The organism is Dickeya parazeae Ech586 (assembly GCF_000025065.1).
In the GTDB taxonomy this organism is placed as follows: domain Bacteria; phylum Pseudomonadota; class Gammaproteobacteria; order Enterobacterales; family Enterobacteriaceae; genus Dickeya; species Dickeya zeae.
Map to the genome: position 1 here is coordinate 20,346 of NC_013592.1, position 19,917 is coordinate 40,262.

At 55.9% G+C, this 19,917-nt stretch carries 20 protein-coding genes; 10 read left to right on the forward strand and 10 right to left on the reverse strand.

The window, feature by feature from the left end; genetic code table 11:
* Window positions 1–12: 12 nt before the first annotated feature.
* Window positions 13–1,365, reverse strand: coding sequence for a class-II fumarase/aspartase family protein (locus DD586_RS00080; protein WP_012882767.1), 1,353 nt, complete (start codon window positions 1,363–1,365; stop codon window positions 13–15).
* A 207-nt stretch (window positions 1,366–1,572) separates the two neighbouring features.
* Here DD586_RS00080 and DD586_RS00085 point away from each other — a divergent pair, with 207 nt between their 5' ends.
* A complete protein-coding gene (locus tag DD586_RS00085; protein WP_012882768.1) occupies window positions 1,573–2,307 on the forward strand; it encodes a GntR family transcriptional regulator in 735 nt (244 codons plus the stop codon).
* A 156-nt stretch (window positions 2,308–2,463) separates the two neighbouring features.
* Here DD586_RS00085 and DD586_RS00090 read toward each other — a convergent pair whose 3' ends face one another.
* Window positions 2,464–3,498 (reverse strand): alpha/beta hydrolase, encoded by a 1,035-nt coding sequence (locus tag DD586_RS00090; RefSeq protein WP_012882769.1) that lies wholly within the window; start codon window positions 3,496–3,498, stop codon window positions 2,464–2,466.
* Window positions 3,499–3,977: 479 nt separating this feature from the next.
* Between DD586_RS00090 and DD586_RS21905 the strand changes: the two genes are divergently transcribed.
* On the forward strand, window positions 3,978–4,166 hold the full coding sequence (locus DD586_RS21905; protein ID WP_157668878.1) for a hypothetical protein: 189 nt from the start codon (window positions 3,978–3,980) through the stop codon (window positions 4,164–4,166).
* Between the two features lie 155 nt (window positions 4,167–4,321).
* Here DD586_RS21905 and DD586_RS00095 read toward each other — a convergent pair whose 3' ends face one another.
* Window positions 4,322–4,969: a YitT family protein gene (locus tag DD586_RS00095; protein ID WP_012882770.1), complete on the reverse strand. Its 648-nt coding sequence runs from the start codon at window positions 4,967–4,969 to the stop codon at window positions 4,322–4,324.
* Window positions 4,970–5,169: 200 nt separating this feature from the next.
* Between DD586_RS00095 and DD586_RS00100 the strand changes: the two genes are divergently transcribed.
* Entirely contained in the window at window positions 5,170–5,640 is a 471-nt protein-coding gene (locus DD586_RS00100; RefSeq protein ID WP_012882771.1) for an Lrp/AsnC family transcriptional regulator, read from the forward strand.
* A gap of 2 nt (window positions 5,641–5,642) precedes the next feature.
* Here DD586_RS00100 and DD586_RS00105 read toward each other — a convergent pair whose 3' ends face one another.
* Window positions 5,643–6,764, reverse strand: a complete 1,122-nt coding sequence (locus tag DD586_RS00105; RefSeq protein WP_012882772.1) for an aminotransferase class V-fold PLP-dependent enzyme — start codon at window positions 6,762–6,764, stop codon at window positions 5,643–5,645.
* A 654-nt stretch (window positions 6,765–7,418) separates the two neighbouring features.
* On the opposite strand from DD586_RS00105, the gene DD586_RS00110 reads away from it, so the two are divergent.
* From DD586_RS00110 to DD586_RS00130, 5 genes are all read left to right on the forward strand, one after another.
* Window positions 7,419–8,579, forward strand: coding sequence for a KamA family radical SAM protein (locus DD586_RS00110; RefSeq protein ID WP_012882773.1), 1,161 nt, complete (start codon window positions 7,419–7,421; stop codon window positions 8,577–8,579).
* 34 nt (window positions 8,580–8,613) lie between these two features.
* The gene (locus tag DD586_RS00115) at window positions 8,614–10,020 is read left to right on the forward strand and encodes an ATP-grasp domain-containing protein (RefSeq protein WP_012882774.1); all 1,407 of its coding nucleotides are present in this window, start codon (window positions 8,614–8,616) and stop codon (window positions 10,018–10,020) included.
* Window positions 10,021–10,035: 15 nt separating this feature from the next.
* Complete coding sequence (locus tag DD586_RS00120) at window positions 10,036–10,764, forward strand: 2OG-Fe dioxygenase family protein (protein ID WP_012882775.1); 729 nt, start codon at window positions 10,036–10,038, stop codon at window positions 10,762–10,764.
* Between the two features lie 97 nt (window positions 10,765–10,861).
* Window positions 10,862–12,136 carry an MFS transporter gene (locus DD586_RS00125; RefSeq protein ID WP_012882776.1) on the forward strand — a complete coding sequence of 425 codons (1,275 nt, stop codon included), beginning with the start codon at window positions 10,862–10,864 and terminating at the stop codon, window positions 12,134–12,136.
* Between the two features lie 3 nt (window positions 12,137–12,139).
* Window positions 12,140–12,586 carry a GNAT family N-acetyltransferase gene (locus DD586_RS00130; RefSeq protein ID WP_012882777.1) on the forward strand — a complete coding sequence of 149 codons (447 nt, stop codon included), beginning with the start codon at window positions 12,140–12,142 and terminating at the stop codon, window positions 12,584–12,586.
* Window positions 12,587–12,629: 43 nt separating this feature from the next.
* On the opposite strand, the gene DD586_RS00135 is transcribed toward DD586_RS00130, so the two are convergent.
* Complete coding sequence (locus DD586_RS00135) at window positions 12,630–13,070, reverse strand: MarR family winged helix-turn-helix transcriptional regulator (protein WP_012882778.1); 441 nt, start codon at window positions 13,068–13,070, stop codon at window positions 12,630–12,632.
* Window positions 13,071–13,177: 107 nt separating this feature from the next.
* On the opposite strand from DD586_RS00135, the gene DD586_RS00140 reads away from it, so the two are divergent.
* Together DD586_RS00140 and glk are read left to right on the forward strand one after the other, a co-directional pair.
* Window positions 13,178–13,468, forward strand: a complete 291-nt coding sequence (locus DD586_RS00140) for a DUF3861 domain-containing protein (protein ID WP_012882779.1) — start codon at window positions 13,178–13,180, stop codon at window positions 13,466–13,468.
* 161 nt (window positions 13,469–13,629) lie between these two features.
* Window positions 13,630–14,598, forward strand: coding sequence for a glucokinase (gene glk, locus DD586_RS00145; protein WP_012882780.1), 969 nt, complete (start codon window positions 13,630–13,632; stop codon window positions 14,596–14,598).
* A gap of 99 nt (window positions 14,599–14,697) precedes the next feature.
* Here the strand turns inward: glk and DD586_RS00150 are convergent, their stop codons facing one another.
* The 5 genes from DD586_RS00150 to DD586_RS00170 all read right to left on the reverse strand — a co-directional run bounded on the left by DD586_RS00150 (window position 14,698) and on the right by DD586_RS00170 (window position 19,917).
* The gene (locus tag DD586_RS00150; protein ID WP_012882781.1) at window positions 14,698–15,015 is read right to left on the reverse strand and encodes an NIPSNAP family protein; all 318 of its coding nucleotides are present in this window, start codon (window positions 15,013–15,015) and stop codon (window positions 14,698–14,700) included.
* Between the two features lie 212 nt (window positions 15,016–15,227).
* The gene (locus DD586_RS00155) at window positions 15,228–16,352 is read right to left on the reverse strand and encodes an alkylhydroperoxidase domain protein (protein WP_012882782.1); all 1,125 of its coding nucleotides are present in this window, start codon (window positions 16,350–16,352) and stop codon (window positions 15,228–15,230) included.
* The gene (locus tag DD586_RS00160) at window positions 16,349–17,389 is read right to left on the reverse strand and encodes a putative FMN-dependent luciferase-like monooxygenase (RefSeq protein WP_012882783.1); all 1,041 of its coding nucleotides are present in this window, start codon (window positions 17,387–17,389) and stop codon (window positions 16,349–16,351) included. The genes DD586_RS00155 and DD586_RS00160 overlap by 4 nt, the downstream gene beginning before the upstream one ends.
* A 27-nt stretch (window positions 17,390–17,416) precedes the next feature.
* Window positions 17,417–19,060, reverse strand: coding sequence for a dipeptide ABC transporter ATP-binding protein (locus tag DD586_RS00165; RefSeq protein WP_012882784.1), 1,644 nt, complete (start codon window positions 19,058–19,060; stop codon window positions 17,417–17,419).
* Window positions 19,057–19,917: an ABC transporter permease gene (locus DD586_RS00170; protein ID WP_012882785.1), complete on the reverse strand. Its 861-nt coding sequence runs from the start codon at window positions 19,915–19,917 to the stop codon at window positions 19,057–19,059. The genes DD586_RS00165 and DD586_RS00170 overlap by 4 nt, the downstream gene beginning before the upstream one ends.

The following is a 19,917-nucleotide window of genomic DNA, read 5'->3' on the forward strand; positions in this document are numbered from 1 at the left end:
TTGGCTGGGGAGTTATTGCCGTTTGGCTGATTTTTCCAGCACCTGATCAACCATTTCCGGCGCGATGCCGAGGTAATTGACCGGGTCCGTCAACTGCTCGATTAATTCCGGTTTGAGGCGGCTGGATACCTGTGGCATGGCGTTCAACACGTCGGCCAGGCGACCGCCCTGCGTATTGACGATACGGCAGGCGTCATAAACGATGTCGTGCGCGTCCTGCCGCCCGATGTAAGGCGCCAGTCCCATCATTACGGCTTCCGCCACGATCAACCCTTTGGTCATATCGAGGTTTTTCGCCATCGCCTGTTCGTCGACAATCAGGCCACCGAGCATGAATTTAGCCTGATTGAGCGCACCGGCGGCCAGCACAAAACTTTCCGGAATCGCGATCCATTCGGCGTGCCACGGACCGGTGGCGCGTTCCAGATCCTGCACCATCGCATCCAGCATTAAGCCGGCGTGTTGGCGTACCCCTTTGGCGCAGGCCAGCATCAGTTCGCTGGAGATCGGGTTACGTTTTTGCGGCATGGTGCTGCTGGCACCGCGGCCTTTGACGAAGGGTTCATACAGTTCGCCAAATTCGTTGGAGGCCAGCAGCATGACGTCATAGGCGATTTTCCCCAGCGATCCGGTGATGACGGCCAGCAAATTCACCGCTTCAGCGAAACCGTCGCGTGCCACATGCCAGGTCGAGGTCGGCACGCCCAGTTTCAGCTCTTCCATCATTGCTTTCTGCACTGCCAAACCGTTGTCACCCAGCGAGGCCAGTGTGCCGGCGGCACCGGCAAACTCACCGACCAGAATGCGCGGGCGTGCCTGTTCGAGGCGTTCAGCGTGGCGGTCAAACATATCCAGCCAGATGGCAGCTTTATAACCGAAGGTGATGGGCAATGCCTGTTGCAGATGGGTTCTGCCCGCCATTGGGGTATTGCGGTAGCGCCGTGCCAGATCGGCGAGCGTGCTACGCAGCGACCGGATATCCGCCTCGATCAGATCGAAGGCGTCGCGGATCTGCAACACCACCGCCGTATCCATAATGTCTTGTGTGGTCGCGCCCCAGTGTACGTAGCCGCCAGATGCTCCGGCCTGTTTCGAGATCTGATGGACCAGCGGTAAAATCGGGTAGCCGACGATTTCGGTTTCATGTCGCAGAAGGTCAAAATCCAGTGTGTCGGCGTTGCAGGTGTTGGCGATCTCGTCGGCGGCCTGCTGCGGGATAACGCCGCAGCGGGCTTCGGCTTTCGCCAACGCGATCTCTACCTCAACGTATTTTCGAATTAATTCGTGGTCGTCAAAGATGGCGCGCATTTCCGGCGTGCCGAACGAGTCTCTGAACAGAATAGAATCAAGAACATTCGATGCCATAGTGACCCCTCCCGGGTGTGATTTAGTGATAGACTGACCGATAGCAACGGTCTCGGTACGGTATGTCCGTGACGACCGATAAGGGTGATGAAAATGTCCGGACATATTTAAATGTACGGACATTTATAGCGAGCGCGCATAGCCAGCGGAAGTGTTTACTCACCGCTTTGTGATGGCGATCATTAATTTTTCGAAGAATCTATCTTTATGAAAGAGTCCCTCTATAAGCGGATTGCCCGCGAGCTGGCGCAGGATATTGTTTCCGGCAAGTACCCGGCAGGTTCGCTTTTCCCGACCGAAAAGGCGCTCTGTGAGGTGTATCAGGCCAGCCGACACACCGTGCGGGAAGCCCTGCGCGAGCTTACCGAGCAAGGGCTGATTTCAAGGCGTAAGGGGGCCGGGACCCACGTCACCGATGCCAGAGACGGGAACACAAACCACCCACTGGCAAACCTGGAAGATTTGCTGGCGCTGGCCCGGAATAATTTGCGGGTGGTGAAAAAGATTGATGAGATCGTCGCCGATTATGAATTGTCGCAAATCATCGGTTGCTCACCGGGGTCACGTTGGCTGCATATCGCGAGTATTCGGGAGGACAGCATCAAGCCGGATGCGCCGATTTGCTGGACGGACAGCTATGCCAGCGCGGCCTACGACAAGGTCAGGCGCCTCGTTCGTAGCGATCCGTTTTCGCTGATCAGCGATTTGATCGAAAATCACTATGGCGTGCAAAGCAAGGAAGTACACCAGACCATTACGGCGGTTGGCGTGCCGGCCAAAATTGCGAAACAACTGGGAGTGGAGGCCGGGTCGCCGGCGTTGAAAATCATACGGCGCTATCTGGATCGTAACGGCGAAACCTTTGAAACGACCATCTCGATTCATCCTGCCGGGCGATATACTTGTTCGATTGTTCTGAAACACCACGATGGTAATGGTTAGCGTCGGCTAATGGTGCTTTTCACAGGGTGAGGACATTATTCCTCACCCTGATTCAGTAAAGTCAGTAATACCCCAGCGTTTCCCCATCCAATAGGCTTAGCGATCGGCATTCGCCGATGCCGGTTCTGTTTTATTCCTCAATAAGACGCGCCGGTGTTACAGATTCGCGTTGGCACTGGCTTTAGTGCTGCTGGCGGCGGATTTTGTGGGTTCGCCCAGCGTCTGTTTAAACCAGTTGACGACGCGTTCAATAATCGGTTTTTGGAACCAGGTGATATCGCCATGGTTGGCTCCTTCGACCAGCACATAGTCGACGCGGTTACCTTCAGCCTTCAGGGCCTTGAATAACTGGGCGCTTTGCAGCGGTGATACCAGGGTGTCCTTGCTGCCATGCATAATCAGGAAGGGCGGTTTTTTGCCTTTGATATGCCCCATTGGGCTGGCGTTCAGCGCTTTTTTCGGATCGCTGCTGATAGTTGCGCCCGGCCAGTCACGGAAGGCGGTGCCGTTAACTAATAGCGCTTCGGTGACGGCTGGCGATTGATGAACTTTCTGGACATTTTCTGGGAAACCTTCGCCGATATTCAGCAGATTAGAGAGACCGTACAAGGTGACGACCGCCTGAACGTCGGAAGATTGATTCAGGAACTGTCCCTGTTCAAACTGTTTGTCGCCATTGGTCGTGCCTAGCATCTGGGCCAGATATCCACCCGCTGAATCGCCCAGCACGCCAATGCGGTTCGGATCAATACCATACTCGGCCGCGTGTTCCCTCAGAAAACGCACGGCGGATTTGCCATCCTGCACGGGGGCTGGGAAGGTGTCGGGCACGACGCGGTACTCCGCCGCGGCGACGACAAAACCGGCTTCAGCCAGCGCCATACGCATTTCGGAGAATTTTTCATAGTCGGCTGAAGTAAAGCCCCCACCGGGGAAATACACAATCGCTGGTTTCAGATCCTGTGTGCGGGGAATTAATAACGACATCCGTAGTTGCCGTATCGCACGCGTGCTTTTTACCTGGGAATAAATAATACCGCTCATGGCATCAATCTGCTCGCTGGTCTTCTTTACCTGAATAACCAGAGCACCGTCGGCGTAACCAGGTAAATCGGGGGTTGCAGCATTAACTACACTGGTGGTCATCCCCATTATGATTCCGCCTGCCAGTACGATTTTTTTGAATAACATGGTTGTCCCTTTTTATTTTTCATATGAAATATCTGGTTTTACTTTTTCACAAAGACGCCTCTATGAGTATAGGGTGAGTGTAAATAGATGTGATCAACCAGATTTATTGGTAATTAATAACAAATAACAATAACAGTAATAGTTGTTTTTTCTATTATCTGGTGTGGTTAATACGGCTGTTTTGATAACCGATGATATACCTAAGGAATGTGAGTGGCAGGGTAATACGCTCGGGTTGAATGACGCTATTCCACGACCCGCAAACCCCTGGCACCCATCAATTCTGTGATGAGCAGCATTAAAAACGGTTTGCTGTGGCCCGCAAGGGACAAGGCGTTGGATGAACTGGATAATAAAATCAGCACACCTGCAATTTGCAGTATGACAGGTATATTTTTATCTGATTCTGTATGCCATTAATATAAATAATGTATTGATTCCGTGAGGTAGAAATAAAAGTCATCAGTAAGATATTTACGGTGTTTTCAATTATTGGCTTTTTCAGTTCTTCGGTAATGGCTGACGAAAAGGTCAACGTGGAAAAAGAAGCGCCACCAAAAACTGAACTGGTGATGGAAATTACCGCGGATATTGCTCCTCCCGTCGCTTTGGGAAAAGGCCGATTGGGTGAGCGAGCGCAGCCAACACACCTGCAACTTGAAGTATGACGGGTATTATCGGCACGCTGACCAGCCTTAAGCCCCAGCGAGCCGCCGTACTGATCCGGGTTTATAAATTGATACCGTAGTTATGTCGCGCCGTGATGCATAATAGCTTTGCGCCTGCCGTGAAATACGCGGGGAGCAGGCTGGGGATGTTATGTTTACCCACCCTGATAACGCCCCGGTTTATGCCAGTTCATCAGCATGGCGTTCATTGCCAGCGCGCTGAGCGCAGACCACAGCAGCAAAGGAATGGGCATGGTGAGCGAGGATATCGCGAACACCAGCAGATCCAGTAGCATCTGGCTTTTACCGGCATTGATATTGAAGCGTTTATAAAGCCAGAGCGTGACCACGCCAGTACCGCCGACCGAGGCGTTGTGGCGAGCCAGCGACAGAATCCCCATACCGAGGAAGGTACCGCCCACCAGTGCGGAAAACAGCGGATGCACATAGTTGATGGTCAGCAGGTTGGGTACCGCCTGAGTGGCGAGGCTCAGGGCAATGTTGACTGCCAACGTCTTCAACGTGAACGCGCGGCCCATACTGAAGTAGCAGAAAATCATGAACGGGATGTTGGTCAGGATAAACAACGTGCCGATCGACAACGGAACCAGGTAGGAAATCAGTAGGGTAATACCGGCAATCCCACCGGTGATCATGCCTGAAAGTTTCAGTAAATTCAGACCGATCGCAATAAACATCACCCCCAGAATCAGGCCGTACACATCGTCTTTCAGGGTATGAGCCAGCCCCGGTGCCTGTCCGGTATCCGCTGTCTTGGGTAGCGCAACAGAGTCTTTCAGCACGGTATCACCCTCATCAACATCATGTCGTCCAATTTAGCCATAAGAAATGCATATATCTGCGTATTTCATGACTGAAAATTCAGTATTGGCGCTCAAATTAACATTGATCGTGGAGTGACTTTTAACTAAAAGAAAAGTCATTTATCGATTAGATTAGGGATTATCACTCATAAGCACGGCAGGAAGAGAGATTATCACTCATGAAGATCGACCGTATCGATGCGCAGATATTGAATGAGCTACAGCAGGATGCCCGGCTAAAAACCACGGAGTTAGCTGAACGGGTATGTCTGTCGGCTACACCCTGTACCCGGCGACTCAAACAGCTGGAAGACGCCGGTATGATCGACCGGTATGTCACGCTGCTGGATCAGGAGAAAGCCGGGTTTCCGGTGAATGCGTACATTTCATTGACGCTGGAGCCCAAAGCGGAAGCGACCTTTCGCAAGTTTGAGCAACAAATCGCCACCTTTGACGAGGTGATGGAGTGTCATTTGATGTCCGGCAGTCATGATTTTATGCTGCGGGTAGTGGCCGCCAGCTTGTCAGATTTTGAGAAATTCCTGCAAAAGAAACTGATCAAAATCGAAGGACTGCGTGATGTGCAGTCCTCGTTTTCGTTGCGGCGGTTGATTCACAAAACCGCGTTACCGGTTAAAGCGACGGTATGATATCAGGCGGCGAATTCGCCGCTGGCAACCAGAAAATCGATCAGTGCGGTCAGCGTTTTCAGGTCGTCATAGGCGATGTTGTGGAATAACGCGATGCGTAACTGGTTACGCCCCAGCGCCCGATAACCTTCGATACCGTGCGCCAGCCCTTGCTCGTCCAGATAACGGGTCAGCTTGTCTGCTGAAATCGTATCGGCCAGGTCGATGGTCGCAACGGTGGTGGAGCGGGCTGCCGGGTCGGCCACATAGGCGGACAGATAATCCCGTTCGGCGGCCCACTGGTACAGCAGTTCGGCTTTCTCCGCCGCCTGACGCTCTACTTCGGCAAAGCCCAGCGTGTTCATGCGCTTCACCTGTTCAGCGAACAGGAACAAGGTCACCACCGCCGGCGTGTTGTAAGTCTGCTGCTGCTCGCTGTTGCTCAGCGCCAGCCGCCAGTCGGCGAACGCCGGGATATAACGGCTGGGATCAGCGGCGATCTCGGCGATCCGCGCTTTGGCTTTCGGCGACAGAATTGCCACGAATAGCCCGCCTTCGCTGGCGAATACTTTTTGCGGCGAGAAGAAAAAGACATCCACACGGGAGAGATCACAGGCGATTTGCCCGGCACCACTGGTCGCGTCTATCGCCAGCAGACAGTCTTCCCCTACCTCGGGTAACACGGTATTCATCACCCCGGTGGAGGTTTCATTCAGCGTACAGGCCACCACATCAGCACCTTGTGTCACGAAGGTGGAATTCGCCTGACCGTATGCCACCGCGACGTTGTCCGCCTCAATCCACGGGATGCGGCGCGAGGCTTTAAACCACTTCTCCGAGAATTCACCACAGGTGTGGTGGACGATGCGTTTTCTGACCAGCCCGAGGCCCACCATATCGAATAGCGCGGTGGCCCCACCGTTACCCAGTACGATGCTGTAGTCATCCGGTACCGACAGGTAATCCCGCAAGCCTTGCTGAATCTCGCGGCACAGTGCGCGCACCGGTTCTTTGCGATGGCTGGTGCCCAGCAAATGTGGCCCTTTATCTTTCAGGCGCGTCAGGTCATCAAGCTGGATCAGTGATGGGCCGCAGCCAAAACGGGGATCCACCGGAATCAGGGCTTCAGGAAGGGTTATCGCCACGCGTTTCTCCTCAGGTTTTATCAGGTTCTCATGATGCTGTTTTCATCAGAATACGCGGGATGGGGAGAAAAGCGGTATGACTATTTTAGCCTGATGGTGTTGTCGTCCTCGCCGCCATGCCAGCGGTGAAAACCGTGGCGATAGGGAAAAATGATATTAAAATGTTAATTAACGGTTTGCAAAAAACGCATTTTGTTATAAGAATAATAACAATAGGATTATTTCAGAGAAAAGGTCGCGATGATGGTGTTTATCACCCGTCATGGCATTGGTTTTTTCAAAATAAATTTCCCAAAAAAATAAATTATTTCAAACTGAATTAATTCCAGATAATGATTTTCGTGAGGCGGTGACGCTTCTGTTTGTGCATTTATCTCTGGAAAGGTTTTTTATTTATTACTGCCTGTAACGTCAGGTGTTTTCTTCGGTAACGAGTGCAACAGGGAGCAGGGATATCAAGGTGATGTGTCATCTGTCTGATATCGTTATTTCTTTTTATGAGAAGAGGCGTTTATCTTTTCATGTTAGTCGAATGTTTATTGCTGGCTGACATGATGCAGTTATTCCCAGGTTAGTCTTCTCTGTGATGGAAATAATGGTTCGCAGCCTGATGTGGTGTTGTATCTCTATAAATACGGTAAGCACGGAGGCAATATGGATATATCGGTAACCGAACTGGCGTTATTCCCGGCAGAAGGGCGTTCCGGGTGGACAGACTGGCGTTGGCAGCAGAAAAATGCCATTCGTGATGAACCCGCATTACGGGCAGCGTGTGGCGGCTGGAGTGATGAGATCGCGCAGCGTATTACCCATAATCTTGCCAGCCGGAAGATGCAGATCACGCCGTATTATGCCAACCTGATAAAAGATGCTGGGTATAAGAATATTGTCGACAATCCGCTGTGGCGCCAGGTGGTGCCGTTCTGGCTCGATGATGGCGCGACCGGTTACGACGGTGAATCAGAAAACTGGGAGCTGTCTCATGAAATGAAAACGCCGATTTGTCAGCATAAATATGACAATCGGGTCATTCTGCGGATGGTGAATACCTGTAATTCCTACTGCCAGTTCTGCTTTGAAGCACTGCGGACGTTAAAGGTCGATTCGGAAAAAGAAAATGCCGGAAGAAAAGCCTTTCAGGATTCGTTGAATTATATCCGTAATACTCCAGGCGTAGAGGAGGTCATTCTCAGTGGCGGCGATCCGATGATGCTGACGGACGTGAAACTGGATGAATGTCTGGGGGCAATCCGTAATATCCGTGATTCCCTGTTAATCCGGATTCATTCCCGCTCGTTGACCTTTAATCCTTATCGTATTACCGACACGTTACTGGATATTCTGCGTCGTCATCGCGTCAATGCCTTTGGAGTACATGTGTGCCATCCGCTGGAATTAAGCGATGCCTTTCGTGATGCGGTAAAACGTATTCAGCAGGTCGTGCCGATTGTGTTTTCCAATATGCCGCTACTGCGTGGTGTCAATGACAATGAAGACACGCTCAGGCAGTTGTTTATTGAATTATATCGTATGGGGGTGAAGCCCTATTATTTATATCATTTCATGCCTTTTTCTCCGGGTGCCTCGGAATATAAAGCATCGATCCGCGATGCGATTGCCATCATGAACCGGTTGAAACGTCGGGTATCCAATATTGCCTTGCCGGAATATGTGCTGCCCCATGCGAAAGGGAAGTTCACTGTTCCGTTGCTGAGCAGTGTGCAAGACATGCCGCAGTTTGAAGACATCGATGGCGAGCGCTTTTACCGTTTCACCAACTGGCAGGGCGATGTCTGCCGCTGGCAGGACAGTTAAACGGTATCACGTGGCGACACAAGGAGAAAAAGGTATGAAACCCGAAGCCATCTTATTTGTGGACGTGAATGATACCGCGGTGCCGGTCTATACCTACCGTGAGCCGCACTTTGCGGCAGCGCGCCGTCGGGGGCTGTTGTGCCTGACGGCGGCATGGACCGGTCACCGGCAGCGACAGCGGCTGGAAGCAGACAGCGATGACGTGTTCTGGCTGCCGACGCTGTCGGTGGCTTCGCTGGATGCGCTGCTGCAACAACTGGCGGAGCGTTATCAGGTACGGGCAGTCTTGTGCCATGCCGGGCATGCCTCGCCGCTTGGGCAGATGGGGTGTCTGGTGGCGGAGCTGTGCCAGCGTCATGGCCTGGTTTACAGCACGGCACAGGCGGTGGAGCGGTGTAATAACAAGTTCCTGATGCGACAGGCGCTGGAGCGGGCGGGTGTCCGGTCGGTGGCGTACGCGTTGTGTCATGATGAAGCGGAATTACAGCGTGAAGCCGAGCGGGTGGGCTACCCGCTGATTGCGAAACCGCCCTACGGGGCGGCTTCCGCATTTATTCGTCAATGCGTCGACTGGCGGCAGTTGCAGGCGTATTACCACCAGTTTATCGAACAGTATGATCGGGCTTCAGTAGCCAGTTTTTACGGTGAATCGTGCCGTTTTACCGACCTTGACGGACATTCACACCACTATGTGCCAGGCCGTTCCGTGCTGCTGGAGTCCTATATTGACGGCATTGAAGGGAGTGTGGAGTGCGTGGCGACGTCGCAGGCGGTTTTCCCGGTGCTGATCAACGAAAAACTGCTACTGACCACGCAGGGCACGACCGTGCTGGAAAATCTACTGATTACACCGCCGGTGGCTTTCTCTGCGCGTCAGCAACAGCTGATTCGGGACTATGCCGTTGCCTGTTTGCAGGCGTTGGGGCTGACCTACGCGGTGGCGCACGTCGAATTCCGGATGACGGCGTCAGGGCCGGTGGTTATCGAGGTCAACCCGCGTCTGGGTGGGCTGTACGTGAACGCGGCGTTTCAGGATATCGCCGGGCTGGACCCGTACGATCTGTATCTGTCTTTATTACTGGCGGATAACGGGGTAGAGATATCGCTACAGATGGCTTGTGAGCGGGTTTCCAGCAACGCACAGCACTATTCCATGTTTGCGATTTATCCTCCCACCAGCGGCTATTTCAACGGTTTTCACGGCCTGTCGTGGGTGGAGCGTCACCCGGCGGTGCTGGCGTTTGGCCATTATCCGGTGGGGCATTACGTGGATGCGGATATCGAAGAACATTACCTGTTCAAAGGGTGGGCTCGGGTTGCATCAGCACAGGATGCGCAGGCGTTGTACGAGACGCTGCAACACTATCTTCGTCCGATGATAGGCCCAACACCGAGTGACATCGACAGCGGCGTGTCCTCTGCCATCGCCGCTGTGCGCTAAATCAGGAAACCCACCATGAATACAAACAGGTTTAATGCAGACGGCATTACCGAGCAACTCAAGCTGCAGGGGTATTGCCATCTTCACGCCAGCCAGGAGTGGATTGCCGTAGATCCGGAGGAAGAGCAGAGCTTCAAAGCCTACTGGGATAATTTGGTCGAGGATGAAAATTTTAAAAGTTATACCCGCCGCGAACGACGGATCCTGCGGTTTTTCTGCCATCCTGACCGCTCGCTGCAACTGAACGCCGATGCGGATTATTGCTCTACGGTGACCTACAACATTGATTACAAACCGGGGCCAAACCGCCTGCGGTATGCCGAAGAAGGGTTTATCCGCCATCCGTTACTACAACGCATCGTGGTGACGGATATGGCGATGATACGCCCGTGGATGGCTGCCGAACGGTCGTATGCTATCGACATCCATCAGTTCCGGGTCAGGGCGGAAAAAGGCAACAGCAGCCCGACCACATCCGGCATCCATCAGGATGGGATGGCGTGGATCTGTATGCACTTTATCCAGAGTGAAGGGACGCAGCCGGTGGTGTCCGAAATATTCACCTCCGCCGAGGAGCATGATCCGCCATTGCTGGCAACGGCAATGAGCCGGTTCCTGGAGACCCTGATTGTGGATGATAAAAAGTTATATCACCGTGCCGGACCGGTTTGCCCGGTCGCAGAGGCGACGTCCGCTTACCGGGATTTATTGTTGGTGACGTTCCGGCCGATGCAGGAGCGCTAGCAGACGATACAGCGGGTAATACAGCAGGCAATAAAACAGGCAGTACAACAGACAGTACAACAGGGAACATCACAGGGAAAACAAAGGGTAATCCGTCATGGCTGAGCATCATGAGAGTGACATCGGACAATCCCGGCGGAACGCCGGGTTGATCATCGCGGCGCGTTTTATTTCCGACTTTGGCGCCTTTCTGAACATGGTGGCGCTATCCACTTACGTTTATCTGCTGAGCAACAGTGTGGTAAACGTCAGTATTTTTCTGGCTTGTCGGGTGGCTGGCGGATTGTTGGCAAGTCTTGTGGGTACGCCGTTTTTCCGGCGTTTTCAGGGGCGTTCGTCGCTGGTGGGGTTTGACCTGCTGCGAGCGGCGTTGCTTTCGCTATTGCTGGTGTTGCCGCCTGCGTGGCAATTGCCGTTATTACCGGTGATCGCGCTCGGGGTCGGGGTGGGGAATGCCATGTTTGCGATTGGGCTGAACAGCCAGTTGCCCTACTGGGTGGAGCCCAGCCTGCGGCTGACCACCAATGCCTGGCTGACCTCGGTGGCAGCCAGTGGCGCGGTATTAGGCAGTCTGGTGTCAGGCCTGTTGGTCGCCGGTTTTGGTTACCCGGTGGTCTTTATGCTGAATGTCGCCACTTATCTGACCGCCGCGCTGTTGATTCTGCCGTTGCGCATGGTTGAAAAACCACAGCCCCGGGCGAGCCAGCGCGATCGGTTCAGCGAATGGCGGCAACTGCGCGAAGGGTTGCGTGGCGCGCCGATGCTGGCAGGTATGCTGATCGTCAGTATGGCGGATACGCTTGGCAGTGCGGCGCATAACGTGGGCTTTCCTGTCTTGTCCGCATTGATCTCGCCCGACAGCGCCAGTAAGACCATGGGCCTGATGCTGGCGTTATGGGCGGTGGGTAAATTCGCAGGGGCGCGGGGGAGCGGCTTTTTGCTCCGGCAAGGGCAGCAGCGGACAATGGAACGGGCTTTTTTTATCGGGGTGGCGTTGATGTCCACCGGTTTTATTCTGACCTTCCAGCAAACCGGGCTGGCGTGGCTGCTGGTGTTTGTGGTGTGGGCGGGTATTGGCGACGGCGTGGCGGAAGTCAGCCTGATTTCCCGTGCGCAAAGTGAGCCGGAATCCCTGCGATTACCTATCTTCAGCCTGCTGACGTTGATGCAGATGACCGGGTTCGGTATCGGCATGCTGCTGGTGGCACCATTCTATGTCTGGTGGACGCCTGCGGCGGTGATTGTGCTGTTCCACGGTTTGCCGCTGACCATGCTGCTGGTAGTGCAAGTCTGGGTCTACCGCTATGGTCAGCGTTGTGCAGCAAGACGCTCTGGTGAGATGATGAATTCTCATTACAGCCAGAAGGAATAAGCAGTGTCAGCACAATGGGAACAAGAGAGCTATCAGGTTTCGACGGATCCGCGGCGGCTTGACCTGGACATCATTCATGGTTACCTCACCACCTCCAGTTGGGCCGCGGGTATCGACCGGGAAACCGTCGCGCTGTCTGTCGCCAATAGCCTGTGTTTCGGGCTGTACCATCAGGCGCGTCAGATTGGTTTTGCCCGCATGGTGACGGACTTCGCCACGTTCGGTTATCTGTGCGATGTCTTTGTCTTACCTGCGCATCAGGGGGCTGGGTTAGGGCGTTTTCTGGTGGAGTGCACCATCAGACACCCGCGGCTGCAACGCCTGCGTCGTCAGTTGCTGCTGACCTCCACCGCGCCGTGGCTGTATCAGAAAATCGGATACGAGCCTATCAATCGTCAGGATTATGCCTGGACGTTTGTTCGCAAGGATATCTACCAGCCGGGTGCGTAACGTTCGGATACCCTGAATTCCGGGGCGCGATCGGGTTTCGGTATTAGTCCGGCGCGACCAGATTCGCCTTCATCTTCTGCAATACCTGTGCGAACTGGCGGCGTTCTTCCGCTGTTACGTCGACAAAGGCACGTTGCAGCAGTTCGGTGCGCGCCTGCGCAAAAAGACGATGGGTGTCTTCACCTTTTTTCGTGAGTGATACCACCTGTGCCCGGCGATCGGTGGGGGAAGGCTCTCGGGTGATCAACTCCAGCGTTTCCAGCTCTTTTAGCAGGCGGGCAATCTGCGCCTTATCCCGGCCCATGTACTGCGCCAGAAAATGCTGGCTTTGACCTGGGTGGCGGGCAATCAATCCTAATGTACGCGCCTGAAACGGGGCGAGTCCCGTTTGTGTGAGTGCGTCGCTCTCCTGTAGCCGCTGTTTAACCCCGTGGATCACTTCGCCCAGCAACTCAAACGTCTGGGTATCAAGAGTGTCATGCATTAATTTATTGACCTTATCAACTATTCGGTTATATGGTTGACATTGTCAACCATATGGCGGAGACCGCCGCTCATTCCATCACATCATGTAGCCGCAAGGATAAAACCATGCCTTATCACTATCGTATCACGCTGGAAAATCTCACCGATAATCGCGACGATAAGCCGCAAAATCGTTCACTGACGTTTGACGCCACCAATCATGACGATATTCTGGAAATTATTGAGAAAGTTCGGTCAAAAGGGATCTTACCGGACTCGGACGTCGCCGCGTTTTGCACAGGTCTAAAGCTATTTGGTGAAGTGATGATGGTCCACCGCAAAGAGGCGCTGTTTCGTGACCTGATCCCCGCTTTTCGGGATTTTATGCTGCGGCTGAAACGGGGGGAAACGGCCTGATTTATCGTGTTACGTTTCCCCGATGACAGGGATGACCAGTGAAGATGAGCGAGATTCGGTGTGCTGGCTATTCGCGTAGCCTTGCTATTCGCGTAGCGGCGCACAGCTTTCTCTGTGTGCCCGGGCACGCATGGTGACATTTCAATGGGAGAACGTAATTTATGCATCAGTATGCGCTGGTAGGCGATGTCGGCGGCACCAACGCCCGTCTCGCCTTGTGTGAACTGGCAAATGGGCATCTGTCGCACAGCAAACAATACGCGGTTCAGGAACACGACAGTCTGGAAGCGGCGATTCGTTTGTTTTTGACCGAACACGCGGATCTCACCATCAAAGCGGCCTGTATCGCCATCGCCTGTCCGGTGACCGGCGACTGGGTGTCGATGACCAATCACCATTGGGCGTTTTCCATCTCGGCGATGCAGCAGAACCTGGGGTTTTATCGCCTGGCCGTGATCAACGATTTCACCGCCGTCAGCATGGCGGTGCCGGTGCTGACGCCAGAAGATGTGATTCAACTGGGGGGCGAAGCGCCCGTGGCAGGCAAGCCGGTGGCGGTGTACGGTGCCGGGACCGGGCTGGGTGTGGCGCATCTGTTACCGGTTGACGGGAAATGGCTGAGCCTGCCGGGTGAAGGTGGTCACGTCGATTTCGCGCCAAATAGCGAAGAAGAGGACATCCTGTTGCAGGTGCTGCGTCAGGAATTAGGGCATGTTTCCGCTGAGCGTGTGCTGTCCGGGCCGGGCCTGATGAATATTTACCGCGCGATCGTTAAAGCGGATGATCGGGTGCCGGAAGCGCTGACACCGCAGATAGTGTCTGAACGCGCGCTGGCGCACAGCGATGTCGACTGTTTGCGGGCGTTGTCGTTATTTTGCGTGCTGATGGGGCGTTTTGGCGGCAATCTGGCGCTGAATCTTGGCACGTTTGGCGGTGTCTATATCGCAGGCGGGATTGTGCCGCGTTTTCTTGAGTTCTTCCGTAACTCCGGTTTTCGCGGCGCTTTTGAAGACAAAGGCCGTTTTCGCGATTATCTGGCCGATATCCCGGTGTTTATGATAACGCACCCGCAGCCGGGGCTACTGGGTGCCGGTGCCTACCTGCGTCAGGCGCTGGGGCAGACGCTGTAACCCGCATTATCCACCTCTGCCACCTTCCGTCTGGTGGTCAGTCCGTCAGGTAACCCACAGGTTGCCTGACGGCAGGTATTCCCCAGAATGGGGGTAGCGTTATTGCAGCGGTGAGGCGGGTAAGGCAATGAGTTGCGTTTCCTCTACATTTTCGATCATCGCCATCTCAAATCCCGCCATATCGGCATGAAATGCATCGCTGGACATGTAAGCAAGCGTCGTTGCCTGAATATCCACGCCGTCGGCATAACTCACCAGTGCCACCACCTGGCGGTCATTCTCCTGCGGGCGAAAAACACCGTGCGTTTCGATGTGAAACAGTTTCAGGCTCTCAATGTGGCGATACCAGATTTCAGCGTACTGGCTGGCCGCCGCCGCCGTTTTCAATGTGTAGGTTCTTAACTGAAAGACAGACATCGTGACCTCTCCTGATTGTGTGGTGAGTACGGAGTATTGATGATCCGATGCGCGAGGAATGACGCCATTTGTGCGGGAGGGATGAGCCGAAAGTGAAAAACGCACGCAATGCGCCTTGTTTACTCTTAGGGATAATTCGGAGCAAACAAGGCCAGGCATGGTGAACGGTATTCTTGTGAACGGTATTGCTGTGGACGGTACGGCTGATGTCGTCAGCCCTGGTTTCCCGGCCAGAACGGCTCGCCCAGCGTCAGCATCAACCGGTTGGCCCAGGCAAAAAACGCGGTGGACTGAATCAGGTCGAGAATCTCCAGCGTGTCCAGCCCTTGTTCACGCAGGTGCGCCAAATCTTGTGCGTTAGCCTGCGATGGCGTGGTGGAGAGCCGGGCGGCGAAGGTGATGATCGCCTGCCAGCGGGGGTTCTGCTCGGCGGCAAGATCTTCCCCCGGTGGTACGTCAAGCAGGCGTTGTACGGCGTCATGCTGCTTCGACAGTTGGCTGGCCTTGCGGGCGTGTACCGAGGCGCAATAAATACAGCCGTTTACCTTGCTGACGACGGCGGCCGCCAGTTCCCGGTCCTGGCGCGGCAGTCCACCGGACGTATAGAAGATGCCCTTGTCGGTGAGGGTGCGTTGCTCCAGTACCGGCAGGTTGCGGCCCAGCAAGCGGAAGTAATCGGAATCGGTATGGCCGAAACGCGCCAGAATCGCTTGTTCATCCGGGGTGAATTCCGCCAGCGGTTTGGCCGGGAGCCACGGTTCCCAGCCGAGCTCACCCTGTGTAAACGCGTTCGGGGCGGTTTTGCCGCTGTTGGTCAGCGCTTGGGTATGCCAGTGACCGGCGACGGCAGCGGGCGCCACCGGCGCCACCTCCTCGGTGTGACCGGCCAGTAGCCGGTAGCCGTACAGCAAGCGGCTTTGAAAACTGACAAAAGCGACCAGTTGCGACAGGGTGACGATGTCGTCTGCCGCCCAACCCGCTTGTTGCAGCGCCTGCAAGAATTCCGGTTGTGCGGCGATGGGCTGTAATGCCAGACGTTTGGCATGCTCCAGTGCCAGGTCCAGCGCTACGCCGGACGTCGGGGCCGGAAAATCCGCCAGCCGTTGGGCATAAAAGTGCTGTAAACGGGTGTTCTGATGCCAGCCGCTAACCTTTTCAGCGATAAAAAAGCGCAGCGCCAGCGGTAACGCGTCGCCTGTCGTCTGGCTGAATAGCGCATCGTAGCTGCCTTGCGTATGTCGGGTGGCGGCATCACGCGTCGCTCTGGCCTGCGCCAGCGGCGAATCCGGGGCAATTTCCGAAAGCGTATCCACTATATCGAATGTTGACTGTGTCATGCGACCTCCTGCCCGACCGGGCGGGTGTGTTTGTCTTTTACCGGCGACCAGCCCAGTGCGGGGGCAACCCGGGTGGCAATCAACTCCAGCGAGCGCAGAATATGGGCGTGTGGCGGGTCGATAGAATGCACCTGAAACGCCAAATCAGTGGTCCGCGCCAGCGAGCTGTCCGCCTGTAGTGAGGCGATGACGTCTTGCGGTGTGCCAACGTGGCTGTCGAATGAGGCGATCAGTTCCTCTACCGAGCCGTTACGTGCCGGACGGCCCAACTGAGCCAGCCGGGCGGCGGAACGTTGCAGCCCGGTTTGCGCCAGTTGCAGCGCCAGCGCCCGGTCATCGGCGACGAACACACTGCGCGAACCCATGATGCGCGGTGTGACACCGGACGGCAGCGCCTCCAGATAGGCGTCGATCATCGGGTTTTGCAGGTCGGCCAACGTGGCATCCGGGAAAGCCTCCGGGCGCGGCTGGGTGCGGGACAGCATCAGCCCATCGCCTGCCCGACCGGCACGGATAGCGCCTTCCACGGAAAACGTGGCCTGCCATACGCGGCGATTGAGATGCGCAGCGGCCGGATAAAGCTGATTGCCGTCAGCGCTCAGCGGTTCGCCCGCCCAGGCGGCGCGTACCTGTGCCAGATAGCGGCCCAGAATCTCGCCGCGCTGTTCGCTGTTATGGCCGAACGCCGCGAACGATGACGGCGTGCCGCCGGAGCCGATACCAACTTCCAGCCGACCGTTGCTGAGCAGGTCAAGTACGGCAGTATCTTCTGCCACCCGCAACGGGTGCTCCATCGGCAGGGTAATCACTCCGGTACCAAGCCGAATACGTTGGGTTTGCGCGGCGACTTGTGCCAGAAACACCAACGGTGACGGCAGGCCGCCTTCGTCGGCGTGAAAGTGATGCTGTGCCACCCAGGCACTGTCGAAGCCCAGTTGCTCAGCTTTGATGATTTGCTCGGCGGCTAAGCGGTAACGTTGCCCGGCGGGCACGTCATCCAGCAAGCGGGTGAAAAACCCCAGACGTTTTTGAGTCATGATTAAATCCTTGGTGTAGTGTGTCCCTTAAGAGACGCGGTGCTGACCGGGAATCGCATCGATCAGTTCCTGGGTATAACGTTCAGCCGGTTGGGCAAAAATGCGCTCGACCGGCCCGGACTCCACCTGTTTGCCGTGGTACAGCACGGAAACGGTATCGGCTATCTGCCGTACCACGGCGAGATCGTGGGAAATAAACAGGTAGGTCAGCCCCAGCGAGGCTTGTAACTCGTCCAACAGGCGCAGGATTTGCGCTTGTACGGTGACATCCAGCGCGGAGACCGCTTCGTCCAGCACCAGCACTTTCGGCTCCAGTACCAGCGCACGAGCGATGGCGACCCGCTGACGCTGGCCGCCGGACAGTTCTGCCGGACGGCGTTGCAGTAACGAGGCAGGCAGCGCCACCCGTTCGAACATCTCATGAACCCGGCTGGCCCGTTCTGTGCGAGTGTGGCGGTTAAAGTTGCGCAGCGGTTCTTCCACGATATCGAACAACCGCTGTGACGGGTCGAGTGAGCTAAACGGATTTTGATAAACCAACTGAATGGTCTGGCGGAACTGACGTAGCGCTTCGCCGCGCAGTTGCGTCATGTCGGTACCGTCGATCAGAATGCGGCCGGCCGTTGGGCGCTGGAAGCCAAGAATCAGGCGCGCGGTAGTGGTCTTGCCGGAGCCGGACTCGCCGACAATGGCGTGCGTAGTGCCGGGGGCTACGCTAAACGACACCGTATCCACCGCCCTAAATCGCTGCTTATGGTCGCCCGCCAGCGGGAATTCTTGTACCAACTGCTCCACCTGTACCATCGGCTGACCGGTGGCAGGCCGGTTCACCGCCACACGTGATGGACGGTGAGTCAGCGAGGGGATGTTGGCCAGCAGGGTGCGGGCGTACTGGCTTTGCGGCGCACTCAGCACCTGTCGGGCGGGCCCCTGCTCCTGAATATAACCTTTCTGGAACACCAGCAGGCGGTCGGCACGCTCGGCCGCCACCCGGAGATCGTGGGTGACGAACAAAATGGCGGTATTGTTCTCCCGGCGCAGTTCGTCCAGCAGGTCGAGAATGCGTTTTTGCACCGTGACATCCAGCGCGCTGGTGGGTTCGTCGGCGATGATCAATGCCGGTTTCAAGGCGATGGCGATAGCGATCAGCACCCGCTGTTTCATGCCACCGGAGAGCTCGTGCGGGTACTGGCTGGCGCGCAGCTCCGGCCTGCTCAGCCCGACGCGCGTTAACAGTGTCAGCGTTTGCTGGCGCAGGCGACGACGATCGTTTTTTTGGTGTAGCCGTAAAATCTCCTCCACCTGCTCGCCGATGGTTTTCACCGGGTTGAGCGAACTGCCAGGGTCTTGCGGCACCAGACTGACCACCCGGCCACGAATGCTGTCCAGTCGTGACGGCGACCATCGGCTAATCTCGGTGCCGTTAAGGCGGATGGCTCCACGCGTCAGGCGGCCGTTGTGCGCCAGCAGGCCGATCACCGCCTGTGCGGTGGTGGTTTTGCCGGAACCGGACTCTCCTACCAGCGCCACCACTTCGCCGGGCTGAATGACGAAGGAGACCCCTTCCACCACCGTGCGCTCACCGTCGTCGTCGCGATAAGCGATGGCGACATCTTCCAGCTCCAGCACCGGTGTGGCCGGGCTATGTTGTAAACTCAGCGGCAGACTCATCGCGTTGGCCTCCGAATAGACTGGCTGATGCGATTGGTCGCCAGCACCACCGCGACCACCAGCAGGCCGGGGAAGGTGGTCAGCCACCAGGCGGTGGCCAGATAATTACGGCCTTCGGCGATGAGCAACCCCCATTCCGGCGTTGGCGGTGGTGCGCCGTAGCCGAGAAAACTCAGCGTGGCGAGTGCCAGAATCGCGCTGCCGAATTGCAATGCGGCGAATGCCAGTACGCTGGTGAGCGAGTTAGGCAGAATGTGGCGCCACAGCACGCCAAAGAAGGTGCCGCCGCTGCCAAACGCCGCTTCAACATAATCGCTGCGGCGTACGCGCAGCACTTCCGCACGTACCAGCCGGGTAAAATTCGCCACCGACGTCACGCCCACCGCGATAGCCGCATTCAGATTGCCGAACCCCAGCAGGATGATGACGCTCAGCGCCAGCAGCAAGCCGGGAATAGCCAGTAGTACATCGACGCTGCGCATCACCACCGTATCCAGCTTTCCACCCACTGCGCCTGCCAGCAGCCCCAGCAGGCTACCGAGTACCAAACCCAGCGAGACGGCCACCACCGCGCCGGAGAGTGAGTGCGCCGCTCCATAGACGATGCGGGTGTAGAGGTCTCGCCCCAGTTGGTCGGTGCCTAGCAGGTACGCCCCACCCGGTGGTAACCGTTGTGCGCCCGGCACACCCTCAATCGGTGATGCATGGGTAAACAAGCCGGGGAACAGCGCCCACAGCGCCACCGTCAGCAGTACCAGCCAGGCGAGCACCAGACCAGGTTGCGCGGCATAACGGCGCAGACGCGGTGTTTTGCGCAGTAGCGGAAAGGTGATTTTTTCCAGTTGAATGCTCGCCAT

Bases quoted from the DNA above. Each gene is read 5' to 3' on its own strand.
- DD586_RS00120 (WP_012882775.1), top strand. From the start codon at position 10,036: ATGAATACAAACAGGTTTAATGCAGACGGCATTACCGAGCAACTCAAG.
- DD586_RS00085 (WP_012882768.1), top strand. From the start codon at position 1,573: ATGAAAGAGTCCCTCTATAAGCGGATTGCCCGCGAGCTGGCGCAGGAT.
- DD586_RS00125 (WP_012882776.1), top strand. From the start codon at position 10,862: ATGGCTGAGCATCATGAGAGTGACATCGGACAATCCCGGCGGAACGCC.
- DD586_RS00090 (WP_012882769.1), bottom strand. From the start codon at position 3,498: ATGTTATTCAAAAAAATCGTACTGGCAGGCGGAATCATAATGGGGATG.
- DD586_RS00150 (WP_012882781.1), bottom strand. From the start codon at position 15,015: ATGTCTGTCTTTCAGTTAAGAACCTACACATTGAAAACGGCGGCGGCG.
- DD586_RS00110 (WP_012882773.1), top strand. From the start codon at position 7,419: ATGGATATATCGGTAACCGAACTGGCGTTATTCCCGGCAGAAGGGCGT.
- DD586_RS00170 (WP_012882785.1), bottom strand. From the start codon at position 19,917: ATGGCGAGCATTCAACTGGAAAAAATCACCTTTCCGCTACTGCGCAAA.
- glk (WP_012882780.1), top strand. From the start codon at position 13,630: ATGCATCAGTATGCGCTGGTAGGCGATGTCGGCGGCACCAACGCCCGT.
- DD586_RS00155 (WP_012882782.1), bottom strand. From the start codon at position 16,352: ATGACACAGTCAACATTCGATATAGTGGATACGCTTTCGGAAATTGCC.
- DD586_RS00135 (WP_012882778.1), bottom strand. From the start codon at position 13,070: ATGCATGACACTCTTGATACCCAGACGTTTGAGTTGCTGGGCGAAGTG.
- DD586_RS00115 (WP_012882774.1), top strand. From the start codon at position 8,614: ATGAAACCCGAAGCCATCTTATTTGTGGACGTGAATGATACCGCGGTG.
- DD586_RS00140 (WP_012882779.1), top strand. From the start codon at position 13,178: ATGCCTTATCACTATCGTATCACGCTGGAAAATCTCACCGATAATCGC.
- DD586_RS00165 (WP_012882784.1), bottom strand. From the start codon at position 19,060: ATGAGTCTGCCGCTGAGTTTACAACATAGCCCGGCCACACCGGTGCTG.
- DD586_RS00100 (WP_012882771.1), top strand. From the start codon at position 5,170: ATGAAGATCGACCGTATCGATGCGCAGATATTGAATGAGCTACAGCAG.
- DD586_RS00080 (WP_012882767.1), bottom strand. From the start codon at position 1,365: ATGGCATCGAATGTTCTTGATTCTATTCTGTTCAGAGACTCGTTCGGC.
- DD586_RS00160 (WP_012882783.1), bottom strand. From the start codon at position 17,389: ATGACTCAAAAACGTCTGGGGTTTTTCACCCGCTTGCTGGATGACGTG.